We start from the raw sequence: 20032 nt of genomic DNA, 5'->3' as shown, positions 1-20032 counted from the left end.
ATGTTATAAAATAAGGAAAAAGAGATTTTTCGACAAAATGGAAAATAGTATGTTGTCAAATTGCAATAATCGTCGATTCGTTAAGAAAAACGTAGAAAAAGCTAGATAATGCTCTATTATTCGGAAAATTAAAGTTTTTTAAAGGGGATAGCATGGTTTTGTCGAATTGAACACTCAGAAGAGAAATGCAAAAGACTAAAGGAATCGACATTGGGGAGGAAAGAACGTGGAGAAAATTAAAGTGTGTGTAGCTGATGATAACCGAGAGCTTGTTGGCCTTTTGACAGAGTATATTGAGGGACAGGAAGATATGGAAGTACTTGGCGTGGCGTATAATGGTCAGGAATGTCTGACATTATTTAAAGATAAAGAGCCCGACGTTCTCCTCTTAGATATTATTATGCCTCATTTAGATGGTCTTGCTGTACTGGAACGACTCCGTGAAAACTCTGATATGACCAAACAGCCAAGTGTGATTATGCTAACGGCATTCGGACAAGAAGATGTCACGAAAAAAGCAGTCGATTTGGGCGCATCCTATTTCATTTTAAAGCCATTTGATATGGAAAACCTAGTAGGTCATATTCGTCAAGTCAGTGGAAACGGCACACAAGTTACCCATCGATCTTCATCTATCCAAAACAGTGTTCTTCGTAACAAACCTGAACCGAAACGTAAAAACTTAGATGCGAGCATTACGACAATTATTCATGAAATTGGAGTGCCAGCTCATATTAAAGGATATTTATACTTAAGAGAAGCGATTTCTATGGTGTACAATGATATTGAGCTTCTCGGAAGCATCACAAAAGTATTATATCCAGACATTGCGAAGAAATTTAACACGACTGCCAGCAGGGTGGAACGAGCAATTCGTCATGCCATTGAAGTCGCCTGGAGCAGAGGAAACATCGATTCCATTTCATCACTCTTTGGTTACACAGTCAGCATGTCAAAAGCCAAACCGACCAATTCAGAATTTATTGCCATGGTGGCTGACCGTCTGCGTTTAGAGCATAGAGCTAGCTAGTTCATTTTAGATGAAAAAACGTTTCTTCATTGAGGCGTTTTTTTATTTTTAAAAAAGATTGTCAAAATATGGTTGTGTTGATAAAATCATCTTAATGTTTAAATTAGACAAATGGGTTACTTTATTTTCAGAATAAAATGAAAAATAAAGCATGAAAGAATTCGATAAGACATAAATTAGTGGTAATCAGCTACGCCAATCAATCGATGTAGAAGAAGAAAACGCTCATTCGTAAGAAAAAGGATGAGAGGAAAAGGTCTTATGTAATTGGTAAATAAAGCAAATGAGATCGAAAGTTCTATTTCTATTGACCTGATTGGTTGGCGTTTTAAAGTCACTGGCTTCTTAGAGATTGTGCCATTTGAACTGAATATTCCCATTGTCGAATTTAATAATTTTCACATTCTTTTACTATGCTATAATAATGAAAAGAAGAGGGTGAGGTTATGGGAAAGCTGAAAATCCACTCTGCTGAGGTAGCGAACGAAATTAGCAAGTGGACGAGGGTCATTTCTCAGAATGACCTAGAAAAATCTGCTATCTATAAAGAGAAAATTCAGAATTTGCTAAAAAATACAGATGAAGACCGCGAAGTTCTCCTTTATTATCAGCTTGTTGACGGCAGGCATGAAATGTTACTTGGAAATATTGAAAAAGCCAATCAAATTATGAAAACTGTCGGAACGCTGGATGAGAAAGCAGATGACATTATTAATTTTTATTTTTACTTTTACAAAGGCCAATACGCCGCATATGTAAAGAAGTATGATGAAGCCATTAGTTTTTACAAAATTGCAGAACAGCGCCTAAAACGCGTGAATGAAGATTTGGAAGTGGGAACTTTTCACCATAAGGTTGCTTCTATCTATTACGAATTGAAACAAAATTTCATTTCCATTAATCATATTAAAAAAGCCATCGATACGTTCAAAGCGCATGAAGAATATACAGCTCAAGCGATTGACAGCTTAATTTTACATGCCAGCAATTGTATTGATTTGTTCCAATTTGATGAAGCAGAGGATAAATATCAAGAGGCACTTGAAAAAAGTAAACGTATGAACAATGAAGTGCTGATTGGGAAATGCTATCACAATTTAGCAGTCCTTTATTATGCAAAGCCTGATTATGAAAAAAGCGCACAATATGCCAAAAAAGGAATGGGCATTCAAATTCACCGCGACAATAGTCATTATTACATCCAATCTTTATATGTTCTGGCCAATGCCTTAGTTCATCTAGGAGATCAAGAGGCGAAAGAATATATCAAAGAGGGAATTCAGTATAGCTGCGATATCCAAAATAATGAATATATAGTAAAATTTGAAATTTTAGATTTGATGTGCGAAAATAGTGGAGCAGCAGACGTATTCTCTGAAAAATTAGACTACATAGAAAAAAATAGATTATATGTAGAGCTTGAGGATTTGTCTGAACAAATATCGAAATACTTCAAGGAACGAAATGACTATCAAAATGCCATTCGTTTTCTTGAAAAGAAATTCGATGCACAAATACTTCAAAAGAAAGTGGAGGTTATCTTATGAAAAAGTTGTTGTTAGGTGTAACAGTCGTTACAGCAGTCGCAGTTGTTTCTTCCCTTTTTGCTCTCGACGCAGAGATGACAGAGCAAGCCATCAGAGCGATTACGTGATCGAATTTATCTTTCAACCTCTTCGCACTTAAAAGAAGAGGTTTTTTTATGTGCCCAAACTGGAAAAACTGAAAAAAACCCGTCATAATGAAGATAAGCATCATATTTAGAGGTGACATATGACGAAAATTTTTGCACACAGAGGCTTTAAAGGAATCTATCCTGAAAACACCATGATAGCCTTTGAGCATGCACTCCATTCTGGAGCTGACGGTATTGAGCTTGATGTTCAGCTGACCAAAGACGGCAAACTGGCTGTCATTCACGATGAGAAGCTGAACCGAACGACGAATATGAAAGGCTTAGTGAAAGACCATACATATGAAGAGTTAAAAGCAGGAGATGCGAGTCATTCTTTCTATGAAGAAACAGGTGCTGTGTCCATTCCCCTTTTAGAAGAAGTATTGGAACTAGTTGCGCAGCAATCATCATTCATCATCAATATTGAACTGAAAAACTCCATTTATCGATATCCAGGTATCGAAGAGAAAGTAAAAGAGCAAATTGAACATTTTCAAATTGAGGATCGTGTACTTGTCTCATCCTTTCATCACGGCAGTTTAGCTCTTTTTCACAAGCTGATGCCGCAAATTGAACTTGCGGTACTTACAATGGATGTGATTCATCAGCCAGAGATGTACTTAAAAACAATCCCTGCAAGTGGATACCATCCAAATATAAAGGGTGCTGGGGTAACAAAAGAGGTCGTATCAGCACTCCGTGCGGCTCATCAAGTGATTAGGCCGTTTACAGTAAACAGTGAGAAGCAGATGCAAAAAATGTTCTCCTTAGGTGTTGATGGTATTTTCACTGATTTTCCTGATCGAGCCGTGAAAATAAGAGAAGAAATGAAATAAAGACCTGCAATCATCAGCAGGTCTTTTTTCATGCTTATCTTTGCCTAAAGCGAGCAGTCACCTTATTGCGTTTACGGTCTCTATATAAAATAAACCCAGCTACAACATAAAGACCTCCCCCTAAAAATAACAACCCTGCAATTCCTTGCAGCCATAAAAATGGAAATGGTGCAATGATGATGCCAAAAACAGTGTCACGAAGCAGCTTAATTCCAAGTGCTGCAAAGGCGCCAGGTATTAAAATAATGACTAATGCAAGTATTCTCCCCATCAAATGTCCCCTTAATCGTCATTTACTTCCATTGTCTAATTCAAAAAATATTTTGTCAAGAAAGGAAAACGTGGTAATATAAGAGTTGTGCAATTTTTTGCAACGGAAAATTATGGTGTGCAAATTTTTTCATATAAAGGGGTAACGGGATGCAGAGAGTCTTGATTGTCGGTGCGGGACAGGGTGGATCAGCATTGCTTGAAACATTGCTGAAAACAAATATGATTCAAATCGTTGCGATCGCCGACCTTGATCTTGAGGCACCGGGGATGGTAGAAGCGAAAAAGAATGGAATTGATACGACAACGGATTGGAAAGAATACATAAAAGATGACATTGATATCATCATTGAAACAACAGGCCGTTCTGCTGTGTTAAAGGAACTGATTGAAAAAAAACCAGAGCATGCTGTCATTGTTCCAAGTTCAATGGCGTACGTCATATCAGAATTAATGTCAGAAAAACAGCAGCTTATTCAAATGTTAAAGGAACAAACCTATAAACATGACCGCATTTTTAATGCAACGAACGATGGCATGATTTTTATTAATATGGATGAAGAAGTGGTCCTATTTAATCGATCGGCTGCCAAAATGGTTGGACGATCGCAAAAAGATGCGATTGGCCGTCACATACGAGAAGTGATTCCAAACACGAAACTTCCTTACATTTTAAGATCGAGAGAGCCAGAATTTAATCAAAAACAATTTCTGAATCAGCAAATACAAATTGTCACAACGCGCTTGCCAATTATTGATGACGCAGGGAGAATGCTCGGCGCTTTGTCTATCTTTAAAGATATTACAGATGCTGTGGAGCTTGCGGAGGAAGTCACGAACCTCAAAGAAGTGCGAACAATGCTTGAGGCTATCATTCAATCATCAGATGAAGCCATATCGGTTGTAGATGAGCAAGGAAAAGGGATCTTAATTAACCGTGCTTATACGAAAATGACCGGTTTAACGGACAAAGAGGTTGTGGGTAAACCAGCTGGTGCAGATATTTCTGAAGGTGAAAGCATGCACTTGAAGGTTCTTGAAACAAGAAGACCGGTTCGAGGCGTCAGAATGAAAGTCGGGCCAAATAAAAAGGATGTGATCGTCAACGTAGCGCCAGTCATCGTTGATGGCATTCTAAAAGGCAGTGTTGGCGTCATTCATGACGTATCAGAAATCCAATCACTCACGAATGAATTGAATAAAGCAAGACAGCTCATCCGAACCCTTGAGGCAAAGTACACGTTTGAAGACATTATTGGAGAAAGTGAGCAAATGCTTGTGGCACTTGAGCAGGCAAAGCTAGGTGCAAAAACACCGGCTACCATTTTACTCCGAGGAGAATCAGGTACTGGGAAAGAGCTGTTTGCACACGCCATTCACAATGAAAGTGACCGGAAATATAATCGCTTCGTACGGGTTAACTGTGCGGCCTTATCGGAGACCCTTTTAGAGTCAGAGCTTTTTGGTTACGAGGAAGGAGCGTTTTCTGGTGCAAGGCGCGGCGGGAAAAAAGGGCTGTTTGAAGAAGCGAATCACGGCAGCATCTTTTTAGACGAGATTGGTGAAATGACCCCAAGTACACAAGCGAAATTACTTCGCGTCATGCAGGAGAAAGAAATTGTGAGAGTAGGCGGAACAAAAGCCATACCGGTGGATGTCCGTGTGATCACGGCAACAAACGTCAATATTGAAAAAGCGATGGCGGAAGGGAAGTTCAGAGAGGATTTATATTATCGGATGAACAGATACCCGATCTCCATCCCGCCGCTTAGGCAGCGTCTTGAAGATATTGACTCATTAAGCAAACGTCTCATCCAGAAGATCAATTTAGACTATGGACGGAATGTGAGTGGTTTAACAGAAAATGCACTCAATAGACTTCGCTCATACAGCTGGCCTGGCAACGTGAGAGAGCTTGAAAATGTGCTTGGACGAGCCATGATCTTTTTGAATCCGCAAGAAGAATGGATTGATGAAGGGCATATTGCGTTCATGGAGTCAGAAGAACATGAAGAAAAAGAGCAGCAGGAACTTGCTGTAAGCCAATTTGAGGGGGAGACGCTTTCGGATGCCGTTGAAGCATTTGAAGCGCAGCTAATCAAACAAACCCTTGAAAAGCATCAATTCAATCGTACCAAAACAGCGAAAACGTTAGGGATCAGCATTCGGAACCTTTACTATAAAATGGATAAATATCAACTTGCAAAAGATAGCATGCAATAACATGCATGTTGCCTGCAAAAAAATGCACGGATTGATCGGGAAATGGTCCATTTTCCTCGCGTTTCAAGTTGGCACGGAACTTGCATAAAGAAAAGATGAACCGAGCACAAGGAAAGGTGGGCATGTATGAAGCTAGACGATCTGATTATCAAAGCCTCACAGTTGCAGAATAAAACAGCGGCTGTGGCTCATGCAGAGGATGAAGAAGTGCTTCATGCCATCAATATGGCAATTGAACGAAAGGTCGCACGTTTCCTGCTAGTTGGGGACAAACGCAACCTGAAGGAGCGAGTCAAACAGCATGAGATCAATGAAGACTGGATAGATATTATTCATTCTGATTCACCCGAAGAATCTGCCAAAATTGCCGTACAGGCAGTAAGTGAGAAGCATGCAGATATTTTGATGAAGGGGAATGTCCCGACAGCCGTCCTTTTAAAAGCGGTACTGAATAAAGAATACGGACTTCGAACAGCGAGTGTCCTATCACATGTCGCGGCCTTCGAAGTGCCAGGCTTCGACCGTTTTATCTATGTAACAGATTCTGCGATGAACATCGCGCCGGATTTAAATATGCTGAAAGAAATTACGATCAATTCCGTTCAAGTAGCACATGCTGTCGGAAACGACATGCCAAAGGTTGCAGTCTTATCTGCGGTAGAGGTAGTGAACCCAGCAATGGATTCGACGCTGGCTGCTGCAAGTCTTGCCCAAATGAATCGAAGAGGTCAAATTTCTGGCTGCCTCGTTGATGGGCCACTTGCTTTAGATAATGCCATTTCTCAAACGGCGGCTTCTCATAAAAATATTACGAGTGATGTAGCTGGCCATGCAGATATTTTGCTTGTGCCAACAATTGAAGCAGGCAACATCTTATATAAATCGCTCATTTACTTTGCACATGCAAAGGTAGGGGCTGTGGTGGCAGGAGCGAAGGCGCCAATAGCTTTAACAAGCCGGTCTGATTCAGCCGAAAGTAAACTCTATTCAATTGCACTTGCCATCTGTACATCAAATTAAGCGGAAGTATTAGGAGGAATAGACAATGGAACTTTTTAAATATATGGAACGATACGATTATGAACAGCTTGTATTTTGTCAGGATGAGCAATCTGGCTTAAAAGCCATTATTGCCATTCATGATACAACACTTGGGCCAGCACTAGGCGGAACGAGAATGTGGACGTATGAAAACGAAGAAGCAGCCATCGAAGATGCTTTGCGTCTAGCAAGAGGGATGACTTATAAAAATGCGGCAGCAGGGCTTAACCTTGGCGGCGGGAAAACGGTCATCATCGGTGATCCGAGAAAAGACAAGAATGAAGAAATGTTCCGTGCTTTTGGACGTTACATTCAAGGGCTGAATGGCCGCTATATCACAGCTGAAGATGTCGGTACAACTGTAGAAGATATGGATCTTATCCATGAAGAAACAGACTTTGTTACAGGCATCTCTCCTGCATTTGGTTCTTCCGGGAACCCATCTCCTGTTACAGCTTACGGTGTATACAAAGGGATGAAAGCAGCTGCAAAAGCTGCTTTCGGGACGGATTCATTAGAAGGAAAAACGATTGCTGTCCAAGGTGTTGGGAATGTGGCCTACAATCTGTGTAAACACCTACACGAAGAAGGCGCACAGCTGATTGTTACAGATATCAACAAAGATTCTGTTCAGCGAGCGGTAGAAGACTTCGGTGCAAAAGCTGTAGACCCTGACGATATTTATGATCAAGAATGTGATATTTATGCGCCGTGTGCACTTGGTGCAACCATTAACGATATGACGATTCCTAAACTAAAGGCAAAAGTCATTGCAGGTGCGGCGAATAACCAGCTAAGAGAAACGCATCATGGGGATCTTATTCATGAAATGGGCATTGTATATGCACCTGATTATGTCATCAATGCAGGCGGTGTCATTAACGTTGCTGATGAGCTTTACGGTTATAATGCCGATCGTGCAATGAAAAAAGTCGAAGGCATTTACCAAAATATTGAGCGTGTCATTGAAATTTCAAACCGTGATGCCATTCCAACCTATAAAGCGGCAGACCGATTGGCTGAAGAGCGAATTGAAAGAATGCGCAAATCAAGAAGTCAATTCTTACAAAATGGTCAACATATTTTAAGTCGTCGCTAATTTTGAAGAATGAGTTGAAACGGAGGTTTTGTTTTTGCTGACAAAAGAATGGCGTATTCTCACGATTAATCCTGGCTCTACTTCAACAAAAATCGGTGTGTTTCATAATGAACGATCCATCTTTGAAACAACACTAAGACATACAGATGAGGAATTAAAGCAGTTTCCTCATATCATTGATCAATTTTCATTTCGCAAAGAAACAATTCTGAAAACACTGCATGAACAGGGGATGAATATCTCGAAATTTGATGCAGTTTGTGCCCGCGGCGGTCTTCTTCGCCCAATTGAAGGAGGCACTTATGAAGTAAATGAGCAAATGGTTGAGGACCTAAAAGCAGGGTATGCCGGACAGCATGCGTCCAACCTAGGTGGTATCATTGCACGAGAAATTGCACTCGGCCTAAATATCCCAGCTTTTATTGTCGATCCAGTTGTAGTGGATGAACTAAAGCCGATTGCTCGCATTTCAGGGCTGCCAACGATTGAGCGAAAAAGCATTTTTCATGCCTTAAATCAAAAAGCGGTCGCAAGAAAAACAGCCGCTTCTTTTGGAAAGCGTTATGAAGATTTGAACATGATTATTACGCATATGGGCGGCGGTATCACAATTGGTGTACATGAAAAAGGAAAGGTCATTGATGTCAATAATGGACTTCATGGCGAGGGCCCTTTTAGTCCAGAGCGGGCAGGTACACTTCCAACAGGTGACCTCGTCAACCTTTGCTTTTCTGGTGAATACACACAAGAGGAAATGCTCAAGCGCATTATAGGTGAAGGTGGTCTTGCTGGTTATCTCGGCACGACAGATGCTGTCAAAGTAGAGCGCATCATCGAAGCGGGAGATGAGCGTGCAGCGCTCATTTATGAAGCGATGTGCTATCAAATTGCCAAGGAAATCGGTGCAGCTAGTGCTGTGTTAAAAGGAGCAGTTGACGTCATTGTATTAACAGGCGGACTTGCATACAGCAAACAAATTACATCAAGTATTAGAGGGTACATTGACTGGATTTCAGATGTCGTTGTGTATCCAGGTGAAAACGAATTGCAATCCTTAGCAGAAGGCGCGCTTCGTATTTTAAAAGAAGAAGAGTCACCGAAAGAATACCCAAATGATCAAAGGACGAAGAAAGGAGTGACAAGTCATGGCAACTGAATATGACCTCGTCATTCTTGGTGGAGGCACAGGCGGCTATGTAGCGGCCATCCGTGCCTCACAGCTTGGATTGAAAACAGCAGTTGTAGAAAAATCACAGCTTGGAGGAACATGTCTTCATAAAGGCTGCATTCCATCTAAAGCGCTGCTCAGAAGTGCAGAAGTATATCAAACGGTCAAACGTGCGGCCGATTTTGGGATTGAGACAAGTGGTATCGCCTTACAATTTGCAAATGTACAAAAAAGAAAAGCAGAGATTGTAGAAAAACTAGCAGGCGGCGTCAAACACTTAATGAAACAAGGAAAAATTGATGTATACGAAGGGCTTGGTCGTATACTTGGCCCATCTATCTTTTCGCCAATGCCAGGAACCATCTCAGTAGAAATGGCGAATGGGGATGAAAATGAAATGCTGATTCCAAAGCAGGTCATCATTGCGACGGGTTCAAGACCGCGCGTGTTGCCTGGACTTGAAGCAGATGGAATGCACATCCTCACATCAGATGATGCGCTTGAACTGCAAGAGCTGCCTCAGTCGATGCTGATTGTCGGTGGCGGGGTGATCGGAATTGAATGGGCATCCATGCTGAATGATTTTGGCGTGAAAGTCACTGTGATCGAGTTTGCGGATCGCATTTTGCCAACAGAAGATCAAGACATTTCTAAAGAAATGGAAAAGCTTTTATCAAAAAAAGGCATCACCTTTGTTACAAATGCGAAGGTATTGCCAGATACGGTAGAAAAGCAAGAGAATTTCGTCAAGATTCAAGCGGAAAAGGACGGAGACATTCAGTCGTTTGAAGCGGAAAAACTCCTTCTTTCAGTCGGCCGAGTACCAAATATTGAAGGCATAGGGCTCGAAAATACGGAGATCCAAACAGAAAAGCAAGGCATTGTCGTGAATGAACATTATCAAACGAAAGAATCGCATATTTACGCGATAGGAGATGTCATTGGCGGACTTCAGCTGGCACATGTGGCTTCACACGAAGGCATGATTGCTGTGGAACATATGGCTGGAAAAGAACCAAAGCCGCTCGATGAAACGCTCGTGTCTAAATGTGTTTACTCTCACCCAGAAACCGCTAGTGTTGGACTCACTGAACAGGCGGCAAAAGAGCAAGGCTATGAAGTCAAGATTGGGAAATTCCCTTTCATGGCGATTGGAAAAGCGCTTGTATTTGGCGAGTCTGATGGATTTGTCAAAATCATTGCTGATCAAAAAACAGATGATATCTTAGGGATTCATATGATTGGTCCTCATGTAACAGATATGATATCTGAAGCTGGATTAGCCAAAGTACTTGATGCAACGCCGTGGGAAGTGGGGCAAACGATTCACCCGCACCCAACCTTGTCAGAGGCGATTGGCGAGGCAGCACTTGCTGTTGACGGTAAGGCGATCCATTTTTAATCAAGGAGGGAAACATGATGAGTAACATGCGTCATCAGGAATTAGGATTATCAGATGAACAAGCAATTGACATATATAAAACAATGCTACTAGCAAGAAAAATCGATGAACGGATGTGGCTATTAAACCGTTCTGGGAAAATTCCATTCGTGATTTCTTGCCAAGGGCAGGAAGCGCAGCAAGTCGGAGCAGCCTTTGCGCTTAATAGAGAAGAAGATTATGTATTACCTTACTATCGCGATATGGGGATTGTGCTGGCATTTGGGATGACAGCGAAAGATTTAATGATGTCTGGTTTCGCAAAAAAAGACGATCCAAACTCAGGCGGAAGACAGATGCCGGGTCATTTTGGACAAAAATCAAACCGAATTGTGACCGGATCATCGCCTGTCACAACACAGGTTCCTCATGCGGTGGGAATCGCACTTGCTGGACGTTTAGAGAAGAAAAACTTTGTCAGCTTTGTCACGTTCGGTGAAGGCTCTTCAAACCAAGGTGATTTCCACGAAGGAGCCAACTTTGCTGCTGTGCATAAGCTGCCTGTTATTCTCATGTGTGAAAACAATAAGTACGCCATTTCCGTTCCATACGACAAACAAGTGGCATGTGAACGCATTTCAGATCGTGCAATTGGGTACGGAATGCCTGGCATTACCGTAGATGGTAATGATCCGCTTGAAGTATATGCAGCTGTCAAAGAAGCGAGAGATCGTGCGGCGAGAGGCGAAGGCCCAACATTGATTGAAGCTATTTCTTACCGTTTAACTGCGCATTCTAGTGATGACGATGATTCAAGTTATCGAGAAAAAGAAGAAGTGCTCGAAGCGAGAAAGAAAGACCCGCTCATCCAATATGAAACGTACTTAATCGAAGGTAACGTCATGACTTCTGAAATGAAAGAAGAGATGACAAAAGAAATCATGCAAATCGTAAACGAAGCCACTGATGAAGCGGAAAACGCAGCTTATGCTGAAGCAGAAAGCGCACTTCGTTACGTGTATGCGGAGTAAGGGGGAAGAAAAATGCCTGTTATGTCATATATAGACGCCATTACACTGGCGATGAAAGAAGAAATGGAACGAGATCCGAAAGTGTTTGTGCTCGGAGAGGATGTCGGGAAAAAAGGCGGCGTATTTAAAGCGACAGCGGGTCTTTACGAGCAATTTGGAGAAGAGCGCGTGATGGATACACCACTTGCAGAATCAGCTATTGCTGGTGTGGGTATTGGGGCAGCGATGTATGGAATGCGCCCGATTGCAGAGATGCAATTTGCGGATTTCATTATGCCTGCTATCAACCAAATCATTTCAGAGGCTGCAAAAATTAGATACCGTTCAAATAATGATTGGAGCTGTCCAATGGTCATCCGCGCACCTTATGGCGGCGGTGTTCATGGAGCACTTTATCATTCACAATCGGTCGAAGCGATTTTTGCCAATCAACCTGGCTTAAAGATTGTGATGCCTTCTACACCTTATGATGTAAAAGGTCTTTTAAAGGCCGCAGTGCGTGATCCAGATCCTGTATTGTTCTTTGAACACAAACGTGCATACCGTCTTATTAAAGGAGAAGTGCCTGAAGAGGATTATACACTTCCTATTGGAAAAGCAGATGTGAAACGTGAAGGCGATGATATCACGGTCATTACATATGGCCTATGTGTTCATTTTGCGCTGCAAGCAGCAGACCGCCTTGCAAAAGACGGAATTTCCGCTCATATTCTCGATTTGCGAACAGTATACCCGCTTGATCAGGAAGCGATTATTGAAGCGGCATCAAAAACGGGAAAAGTTCTTCTTTTAACGGAAGATACAAAAGAGGGAAGCATTATGAGTGAGGTTGCGGCGATCATTTCGGAGCATTGCTTATTTGATTTAGATGCACCTATTAAACGTCTAGCAGGACCTGATATCCCGCCAATGCCTTATGCCCCGACAATGGAAAAATTCTTCATGGTCAATCCGGATAAGGTAGAAGCTGAAATGAGAGAGCTAGCGGCGTTTTAAGAAAGAGGAGGGTTTCAAGTGGCAATTGAACAAATGAAAATGCCTCAGCTAGGTGAAAGTGTAACAGAAGGAACCATTAGCAAATGGCTCGTTTCACCTGGCGATCAAGTGAATAAATACGATCCTATTGCGGAAGTGATGACAGATAAAGTGAACGCAGAGGTCCCGTCATCCTTTACAGGAACGATTACAAAGCTATCGGCTGAGGAAGGCGATACACTTCAAGTAGGAGAAGTTTTTTGTGAAATTGAAGTAGAAGGCAGCACGCAGCAGAGTGCAAAAGAAGAAGAAGCGGCACCTGAACAAAACGAAGCATCCGCTCCTGATCAAGCAAAAGCGGATCAAAGTCAAAAGAAACGATACTCTCCAGCAGTCCTTCGTTTAGCAGATGAGCATGGGATTGATTTAGCGGCTGTTCAAGGAACAGGAGCAGGCGGCCGAATCACAAGAAAAGATTTGCTTCAGCTCATCGAGGGTGGAGGCATAAAAGAGAAGGCAGCACCTGTAAGTGAAGGTGAGGTTCAAACGAATCGTGCGCCGTCATCAAAAGCGAAAGATGCGCCTTCCATCTCTTCAATGCCTGGTGATGTCGAGCTGCCAGTCACGCCGATCCGGCAGGCGATTGCAGCAAATATGCTGAGAAGCAAACATGAAATTCCACATGCATGGACGATGATGGAAGTCGATGTGACAAACCTTGTGACAAGAAGAAATCAGCTAAAGGATCAATTTAAAGCAAAAGAAGGCTTTAATTTGACGTTCTTTGCATTCTTTGTCAAAGCAGTGGCTCAAGCATTAAAGGAATTCCCTGAAATGAACAGCATGTGGGCTGGAGATAAAATTGTTCAAAAGAAAGCAATCAATGTTTCGATTGCTGTCGCTACAGATGACGCTCTTTTTGTTCCAGTGATTAAGGATGCTGATGAAAAGACCATTAAGGGTATCGCCAAAGAAATTCATGAGCTTGCTTCCAAGGTAAGACAAGGAACGCTGAAGCAAAGTGACATGGAAGGCGGCACCTTCACCGTAAATAATACGGGGTCATTTGGTTCAATACAATCAATGGGGATCATTAATTACCCGCAAGCGGCCATTTTACAAGTAGAATCGATCGTGAAGCGTCCAATGATTGTGGGTGGAATGATTGCGGCAAGAGACATGGTGAACCTTTGTCTCTCATTGGATCACAGAGTACTAGATGGTCTTGTGTGCGGCAGATTCCTTCAAAGAATTAAACAAATCCTTGAAGGCATCGACGAGCAGACATCTGTTTATTAAGCCACTTTAATTTCCCCCTCCCGATCATGAGAGGGGGATTTCCATATCAATGAGAAAGGAGCGATGATATGTCCGGACTAGATTTTTTTGCTTTTCTAACGATTGGCCTCATGTTTATCACAGCGATTGCGTTCGCTTTTCTTCGGTATATTTCGAAATCACGCAATCAACCTAAAAGATTACTACTCATCATATCCATCGTTTCAATCATTCAAATTGCGTACTGCTTGCTATTTATAGGTGGATTTAAAGGAGCAGCAAATAGCTTTTTAGGCATTTCACTTCTTTTAGGCACTCTGCTTGGGTATGCACTTGAATATTTATACAGACGCTATATTAAAAAAACGCCCGAATCTAAATGATCTCGGGCGCTTTCTTTATTGTGCTGGAACAATAAAGGTCACATGTTGCTTTAATACTTCGAGGGAAGAGGGGGCTGTCATGTATACTTCACCGTCTGTATCTGCATCCATTTCCTCTTTTGTGTGGATATGAACACGGGACGATTGGATGAGAGACAGATCACCGGTAAAATCCTCTAGCTCTTCCCGGTTCATTGAAAATATCTCTTTTAAAGCAGAGAAACTAGTATTTCTACAAATTAAAATTTCGGCTTTTCCATCATCAATTGCTGCATTTGGCAAATCAATTTTATTTGTACCGATAAATTGTCCGTTCATCACAAGTACGATCACAGCTTCCTCTTCCCAGTTTTCCTCTTCGGTTTCAATGCGTACGTGAAAAGGATCTGTTTGCTGCAGGGTTCTAATGGCGCTTGTGAAGTAGCTGATTTTGCCGAGTACGGCTTTTTCCTTGTCATTAATATTATTGGAGGTGTCTGCAATGAGCCCGATCCCCCAGAAATTTAAAAGGTATCGATCTTCTGCTTTGATTAAGTCGACCTTTTTTCGGGCGCCGTCTACAATCATTTGAGCAGCTTTTTGCATTTGTTGAGGAATGCCAAGCGTTCTAGAAAAGTCATTGCATGTCCCGCCAGGTAATATCGCTACAGCCGGCCTTTTTGCTAAACCGCCAATTCCGTTCATGCATTCATGCACGGTACCATCTCCACCTAATATAATGAGCAATTCAACTGTCTCATCTATCGCACGGCAGAAATGATAGGCATCATTTGGCTGCTTTGTTGGTTTAAGGATGAGTTCATCGATATGTAGAGAAAGAAGAGGCACTGTTTGACCTAGTGTTTTTTCCATGTTTTTTTGTCCAGCATTTCCATTATAAATTAGCATCGCTTTTTTGAATTGTGCCATCACGCAGTTCTCCCTTTCATCTCTTTATCATCACTTTTCCCCAATTTGACAGCTCATAAACGATGTTTGAAAAAAGTGAAGAGGGAAAAGACAACACATTTGCCCGCAGGCGTTTTCCTTGATATGATGGAGTTAAAATGGTGTTGGTACGTAGAAGGAGTGAACGGATATGAATATTGATTTTAATTTATTTATGAATGATATTGTGAAACAAGCGAGAGAAGAGATCAAGCAGGCAGGCTACAATGAACTGACAACAGCTGAAGAAGTAGACGAAGCACTGACTAAAAAAGGCACGGCACTTGTTATGGTGAATTCAGTGTGCGGTTGCGCTGGCGGTATTGCAAGACCAGCTGCTGGTTATTCTGTTCATTACGATAAGCGTCCAGATCAATTGCTAACAGTGTTTGCTGGACAGGACAAAGAGGCAACGGCAAGAGCACGTGAATACTTTGAAGGCTTCCCGCCGTCTTCACCATCATTTGCACTACTAAAAGATGGTAAGATCATCAAAATGGTAGAGCGTCATGAAATTGAGGGACACGAACCAATGGAAGTTGTGTCAAAACTTCAAGCCGCTTTCGATGTGCATTGCGAAGAAATATAAAATGTACCTTTTGAATGAATAAATATGAAGCAGCCCGGTCTTTTGGCCGGTCTGTTTTTTGTTTTATAAGACAATTGTATCGAAATAATTTTAGCAAAATACTATTGCATCTTAAAAAGAAAGTGTTTAAAATACATTATAGTGAATAAATATTCAAATTTACACATGATTTTAAATACTGGGAGGCATCATCATATGAAAAAGTGGTTATTATTACTTATGACGGCTGGTCTTGCAGCTGCCCTAGCAGCATGCGGAACTTCTTCTAATAATTCAAACGCATCAGGAGATGACAAAACACTCATTATGGCGACATCAGCAGATTATCCGCCATTTGAATCAAAAGATGGCGATAAAGTTGTCGGTTTCGATGTAGATCTTGCAACAGCACTAGCGAAAAAGAACGGCTACAAGATAGAAATTCAAGATATGGACTTTGCAAGCCTTGTATCAGCACTTAAAACAAACAAAGCTGATATTGTCCTTGCAGGAATGACACCTACAGAAAAACGTAAAAAACAAGTTGATTTCTCTGATGTCTATTACAATGCTGAAAACTTGGTTGTATCAAAGAAATCTAGCGGAATCAAAGCAGAGAAAGATTTAAAAGACAAAACAGTTGGCGTTCAATTAGGTTCTATTCAACAGGATGAAGCAAACGGTTTGCAAAAGAAATATAACCTAACAGTTGAAGATCGTAATAAAATCTCTGATATCATTCAAGAGATCAAAGCCGGCCGCTTTGATGCAGCGATTATTGAAGATAAAGTGGCTGCTGGTTACTTAGAAAAGGAAAAAGAATTCCAAGCATTTGGATTGAATAGCTCAAACGAAGGTTCAGCCATTGCATTCAAAAAAAATAGCGACTTAACAGCGAAATTCAATAAATCTTTAAAAGAAATGAAGGATAATGGCGAACTTGATCAATTGATTAAAAAATGGTTTGCTGATGAAAAATAATGCAGGAAAAGGATCAGCGTCATTCATGAAAATCAAGTAGTAAGCGCTGAAAAGTTCAACACGTGTTGAACTTTTTTCCTGTTTATTCTTTGATTTCGTATGAAGGCAAAAAAAGGAGAATATAATGATGGATTTTAAAGATGTAATACCTCAGATGCCCTTTATTTTAGAAGGTCTTAAGGTCACGCTTTCTATTGTAGTGGTGTCACTTTTCCTTGGTTTTATCTTAGGGATTTTATTAACGCTCTGTAAAATTAGTGTGTTTAAGCCGCTCATTTGGCTTGCAGATTTTTATACGTCAATCTTCCGAGGCACACCGCTTGTGCTTCAGCTTCTAATTATCTATTTTGGTCTGCCTCAGCTTCTCGGCTTTCAAATCGACCAATACTGGGCTGCTGTAGCGGCATTTTCACTCAACTCGGCGGCATACGTATCTGAAATTATTCGTGCTGGTATTAATGCCATTGATAAAGGTCAAAAAGAAGCGGCCGTTGCTTTAGGCATCCCTTATGCTAAAATGATGAAGGACTTATTGCTTCCACAAGCATTCAAAAATATTTCACCTGCACTTGTGAACGAAACGATTACACTGACAAAAGAATCAGCGATTGTTACAGTCATTGGACTGGGCGATGTGATGAGACGAGCCTACCAAGCAGGTGCCGTTACGTATAATTATCTCGAACCGCTTATTTTTGCGGGTCTCATCTATTATGTCATCGTGCTTGTTCTCACCTTTGTCGGCAAATCGGTGGAAAGGAAGTTAAAATCTAATGATTAAAATAGAGAAGCTCACAAAATCTTTTGGCAAAAATGAAGTACTAAAAGGAATCGACACTACCATTAAAGAAGGGGAAGTTGTCGCGGTCATTGGACCATCTGGTTCAGGAAAATCGACGTTTCTTCGCTGCATCAACTTACTTGAAAAGCCGACTTCCGGTGTCATTACGATTAAGGATACGGAAATCACAAATCCAAAAACCAATGCACTAAAAGTACGTGAGAACATTGGAATGGTGTTTCAGCATTTCCACCTGTTCCCGCATAAAACCGTGCTAGAAAATATTACGTATGCGCCAATGAATGTGAAGAATCAATCGAAAGAAGACAGCATCAAACAAGCCGAAGACCTGTTAAAAAAGGTAGGGCTTTTAGAGAAAAAAGATGATTTCCCGAACCGTTTGTCCGGTGGTCAAAAGCAGCGTGTGGCGATTGCACGTGCGCTTGCAATGACACCAGACATTATGCTGTTTGACGAACCAACTTCTGCACTTGATCCTGAAATGGTGAAGGAAGTATTAGAGGTCATGAAAGAGCTGGCTCAATCGGGGATGACGCTCGTGATCGTCACACATGAAATGGGCTTTGCAAAAGAAGTGGCTGACCGTGTGATCTTTATGGATGACGGGAAAATTGTAGAAGATGCGAATCCTGTTCAATTTTTTGAATCGCCGTCTTCACAGCGTGCGCAAGACTTTTTACAAAAAATATTATAAAGAAAAAAAGAAGGAGACTTAACATCTTCTTCTTTTTTTGATTATAATGGGGAAAGTAAAAAAAGTTCATCATTTCACAAAAGTGAATGGAAACAAGACAGAAAAGAGTGAATTACATCATGTTTAAAATCGGCTACCGAACGCTGAAAACAGCATTAGGAACAGCTATAGCCATCTATATTGCACAAATGCTTGGCTTGCAAAATTATTCAGCTGCCGGGATTATTACAATCCTGTGCATTCAGGTGACGAAAAAAAGGTCACTCTTAGCATCAGGGGCTCGGTTTGCAGCATGCAGTCTCGCCATCTTGTTTTCTTATTTATTTTTCGATCTGATTGGTTATCATCCTTTCGTTATTGGACTAATGCTGCTCGTCTTTATTCCGACAACCGTTTTGCTCCGAATCAAAGAAGGGATTGTCACAAGCTCTGTCATCATTCTTCATTTGTACATGTCTGGGGGGATTACTCTTCATCTCATCTGGAATGAGCTGCTGCTGATCACAATTGGTGTTGGGGTAGCGCTCATTATGAACCTGTATATGCCAAGTGTCGATAAAAAGCTCAAACGGTACAGTGAACAAATTGAAGCCAATTTTGCAAAAATCTTTGAAGAAATTGAGCAATACTTAATGACAGGGAAACAAGACTGGACAGGCAAAGAAATACCAGAGACACACCAATTGATCAAAGAAGCGAAAGCTCTCGCATATCGTGATGTTGAAAACCATGTGCTAAGACATGAAAATCTGTATTATCATTATTTCAACATGAGACAAAAGCAATTTGAAATCATTGAGCGCGTGCTTCCGAAAATTACGTCTATTTCTATTACAACAGAGCATGGGCAAATCATTGCAGAATACATCAGAGACTTGCGCGAACATATTCACCCAGGTAACACGGCGCATAAGTTTTTAAGACGTCTGATTGATATGAAAGAAGAGTTCGAAGCTCTCCCGCTTCCGCAAACACGAGAAGAATTTGAGGCAAGAGCCGCACTCTTTCATTTCCTCGGGGAAATGGAACAATATTTAGTGTTGAAAAGCTATTTTAAAGGGATGAAAGAATAGAGACGCATGAGTTCCTCCTTCATTGGTCAATCTAATGAAAAAAGGAGGAGCCTATGCGTCTTTTATTTTATACCGTGCTGACCATGTCCCTTTCGCCTATTTGGCCGCTCGGACAGAACCCGCTTCCCGGAGACCCATTTGTCATTATTAATAAACAAACGAACGAACTTGCTTATATTGATCAAGGGAAAATCCAAAACGTATATCCTGCTTCTACAGGGAAAACAGTTGAGTTAACGCCAGAAGGTGAATTTACCATTATGATTAAAGCGAAAGATCCTTATTACAGAAGAAAGAATATTGAAGGCGGTGCGAAGAATAACCCTCTTGGCCGAAGATGGATTGGATTTGATGCACGAGGGACAGATGGAAGAATCTATGGGATTCATGGAACAAGTGACGAAACATCGATAGGGAAATTTATCACGGCAGGCTGTGTGAGACTTCATAATCAAGATGTAGAACAACTGTTTGATCAGCTTCCAATTGGAACAAAAGTGTGGATTACCAAATCAAGCGATTCATTTGAAAAGCTAGCAAAAGACAAACAGGCCATTCGTTGATCGAACGAATCACCTGCTTGTCTGCTGTTATAGA

20 protein-coding genes are annotated in these 20032 nt (G+C 41.3%); 18 read left to right on the top strand and 2 right to left on the bottom strand.

The features are described from left to right. Positions 1-226: 226 nt before the first annotated feature. From spo0A to C6W18_RS02605, 3 genes are all read left to right on the top strand, one after another. Complete coding sequence (gene spo0A / locus C6W18_RS02620) at positions 227-1030, top strand: sporulation transcription factor Spo0A (protein WP_034319717.1); 804 nt, start codon at positions 227-229, stop codon at positions 1028-1030. A gap of 446 nt (positions 1031-1476) precedes the next feature. Next, positions 1477-2577 carry a response regulator aspartate phosphatase gene (locus tag C6W18_RS02610; protein ID WP_034319723.1) on the top strand — a complete coding sequence of 367 codons (1101 nt, stop codon included), beginning with the start codon at positions 1477-1479 and terminating at the stop codon, positions 2575-2577. A gap of 226 nt (positions 2578-2803) precedes the next feature. Next, the gene (locus tag C6W18_RS02605) at positions 2804-3541 is read left to right on the top strand and encodes a glycerophosphodiester phosphodiesterase (protein WP_105925784.1); all 738 of its coding nucleotides are present in this window, start codon (positions 2804-2806) and stop codon (positions 3539-3541) included. A gap of 34 nt (positions 3542-3575) precedes the next feature. Here C6W18_RS02605 and C6W18_RS02600 read toward each other — a convergent pair whose 3' ends face one another. Then, entirely contained in the window at positions 3576-3812 is a 237-nt protein-coding gene (locus tag C6W18_RS02600; protein WP_105925782.1) for a DUF2627 domain-containing protein, read from the bottom strand. A gap of 149 nt (positions 3813-3961) precedes the next feature. On the opposite strand from C6W18_RS02600, the gene C6W18_RS02595 reads away from it, so the two are divergent. From C6W18_RS02595 to C6W18_RS02555, 9 genes are all read left to right on the top strand, one after another. Beyond that, positions 3962-6034: a sigma-54 interaction domain-containing protein gene (locus C6W18_RS02595; protein WP_034319731.1), complete on the top strand. Its 2073-nt coding sequence runs from the start codon at positions 3962-3964 to the stop codon at positions 6032-6034. Between the two features lie 126 nt (positions 6035-6160). Then, positions 6161-7054: a phosphate butyryltransferase gene (yqiS, locus tag C6W18_RS02590; protein WP_034319734.1), complete on the top strand. Its 894-nt coding sequence runs from the start codon at positions 6161-6163 to the stop codon at positions 7052-7054. 25 nt (positions 7055-7079) lie between these two features. Beyond that, positions 7080-8174 carry a branched-chain amino acid dehydrogenase gene (bcd, locus tag C6W18_RS02585; RefSeq protein ID WP_034319737.1) on the top strand — a complete coding sequence of 365 codons (1095 nt, stop codon included), beginning with the start codon at positions 7080-7082 and terminating at the stop codon, positions 8172-8174. A gap of 34 nt (positions 8175-8208) precedes the next feature. Continuing rightward, positions 8209-9330 (top strand): butyrate kinase, encoded by a 1122-nt coding sequence (gene buk / locus C6W18_RS02580; RefSeq protein WP_034319740.1) that lies wholly within the window; start codon positions 8209-8211, stop codon positions 9328-9330. Continuing rightward, positions 9320-10744 carry a dihydrolipoyl dehydrogenase gene (gene lpdA, locus C6W18_RS02575; RefSeq protein WP_105925778.1) on the top strand — a complete coding sequence of 475 codons (1425 nt, stop codon included), beginning with the start codon at positions 9320-9322 and terminating at the stop codon, positions 10742-10744. The genes buk and lpdA overlap by 11 nt, the downstream gene beginning before the upstream one ends. A 17-nt stretch (positions 10745-10761) precedes the next feature. Then, a complete protein-coding gene (locus tag C6W18_RS02570; protein WP_034319744.1) occupies positions 10762-11754 on the top strand; it encodes a thiamine pyrophosphate-dependent dehydrogenase E1 component subunit alpha in 993 nt (330 codons plus the stop codon). Positions 11755-11766: 12 nt separating this feature from the next. Continuing rightward, a complete protein-coding gene (locus C6W18_RS02565) occupies positions 11767-12750 on the top strand; it encodes an alpha-ketoacid dehydrogenase subunit beta (RefSeq protein ID WP_034319747.1) in 984 nt (327 codons plus the stop codon). Between the two features lie 18 nt (positions 12751-12768). After that, on the top strand, positions 12769-14028 hold the full coding sequence (locus tag C6W18_RS02560; RefSeq protein WP_105925776.1) for a dihydrolipoamide acetyltransferase family protein: 1260 nt from the start codon (positions 12769-12771) through the stop codon (positions 14026-14028). Between the two features lie 68 nt (positions 14029-14096). Next, positions 14097-14390: a YesK family protein gene (locus C6W18_RS02555; RefSeq protein WP_034319752.1), complete on the top strand. Its 294-nt coding sequence runs from the start codon at positions 14097-14099 to the stop codon at positions 14388-14390. A 15-nt stretch (positions 14391-14405) separates the two neighbouring features. Here the strand turns inward: C6W18_RS02555 and C6W18_RS02550 are convergent, their stop codons facing one another. Beyond that, on the bottom strand, positions 14406-15299 hold the full coding sequence (locus C6W18_RS02550) for a YegS/Rv2252/BmrU family lipid kinase (protein ID WP_105925774.1): 894 nt from the start codon (positions 15297-15299) through the stop codon (positions 14406-14408). 169 nt (positions 15300-15468) lie between these two features. Here C6W18_RS02550 and C6W18_RS02545 point away from each other — a divergent pair, with 169 nt between their 5' ends. The 6 genes from C6W18_RS02545 (at position 15469) to C6W18_RS02520 (ending at position 19998) form a co-directional block, all read left to right on the top strand. Further along, positions 15469-15906, top strand: coding sequence for a BrxA/BrxB family bacilliredoxin (locus C6W18_RS02545; protein WP_105925772.1), 438 nt, complete (start codon positions 15469-15471; stop codon positions 15904-15906). Positions 15907-16101: 195 nt separating this feature from the next. Continuing rightward, positions 16102-16866: a transporter substrate-binding domain-containing protein gene (locus C6W18_RS02540; RefSeq protein WP_105925769.1), complete on the top strand. Its 765-nt coding sequence runs from the start codon at positions 16102-16104 to the stop codon at positions 16864-16866. Positions 16867-16993: 127 nt separating this feature from the next. Continuing rightward, a complete protein-coding gene (gene artQ, locus C6W18_RS02535; RefSeq protein WP_008358556.1) occupies positions 16994-17647 on the top strand; it encodes an arginine ABC transporter permease ArtQ in 654 nt (217 codons plus the stop codon). Continuing rightward, the gene (artM, locus tag C6W18_RS02530) at positions 17640-18362 is read left to right on the top strand and encodes an arginine ABC transporter ATP-binding protein ArtM (protein WP_034280282.1); all 723 of its coding nucleotides are present in this window, start codon (positions 17640-17642) and stop codon (positions 18360-18362) included. Before artQ ends, artM begins: the two co-directional genes overlap by 8 nt. Before the next feature lie 119 nt (positions 18363-18481). Further along, entirely contained in the window at positions 18482-19435 is a 954-nt protein-coding gene (locus C6W18_RS02525; protein WP_105925767.1) for an aromatic acid exporter family protein, read from the top strand. Between the two features lie 53 nt (positions 19436-19488). Next, the gene (locus C6W18_RS02520) at positions 19489-19998 is read left to right on the top strand and encodes a L,D-transpeptidase (protein WP_034319771.1); all 510 of its coding nucleotides are present in this window, start codon (positions 19489-19491) and stop codon (positions 19996-19998) included. Positions 19999-20032: the final 34 nt, after the last annotated feature.

It is taken from the genome of Bacillus sp. LLTC93 (assembly GCF_002993125.1).
In the GTDB taxonomy this organism is placed as follows: Bacteria; Bacillota; Bacilli; order Bacillales; family Bacillaceae; genus Bacillus; species Bacillus zhangzhouensis.
The sequence above is the reverse complement of the archived record's forward strand: the minus strand, read 5'-3'. Positions and strand labels throughout refer to the sequence as shown.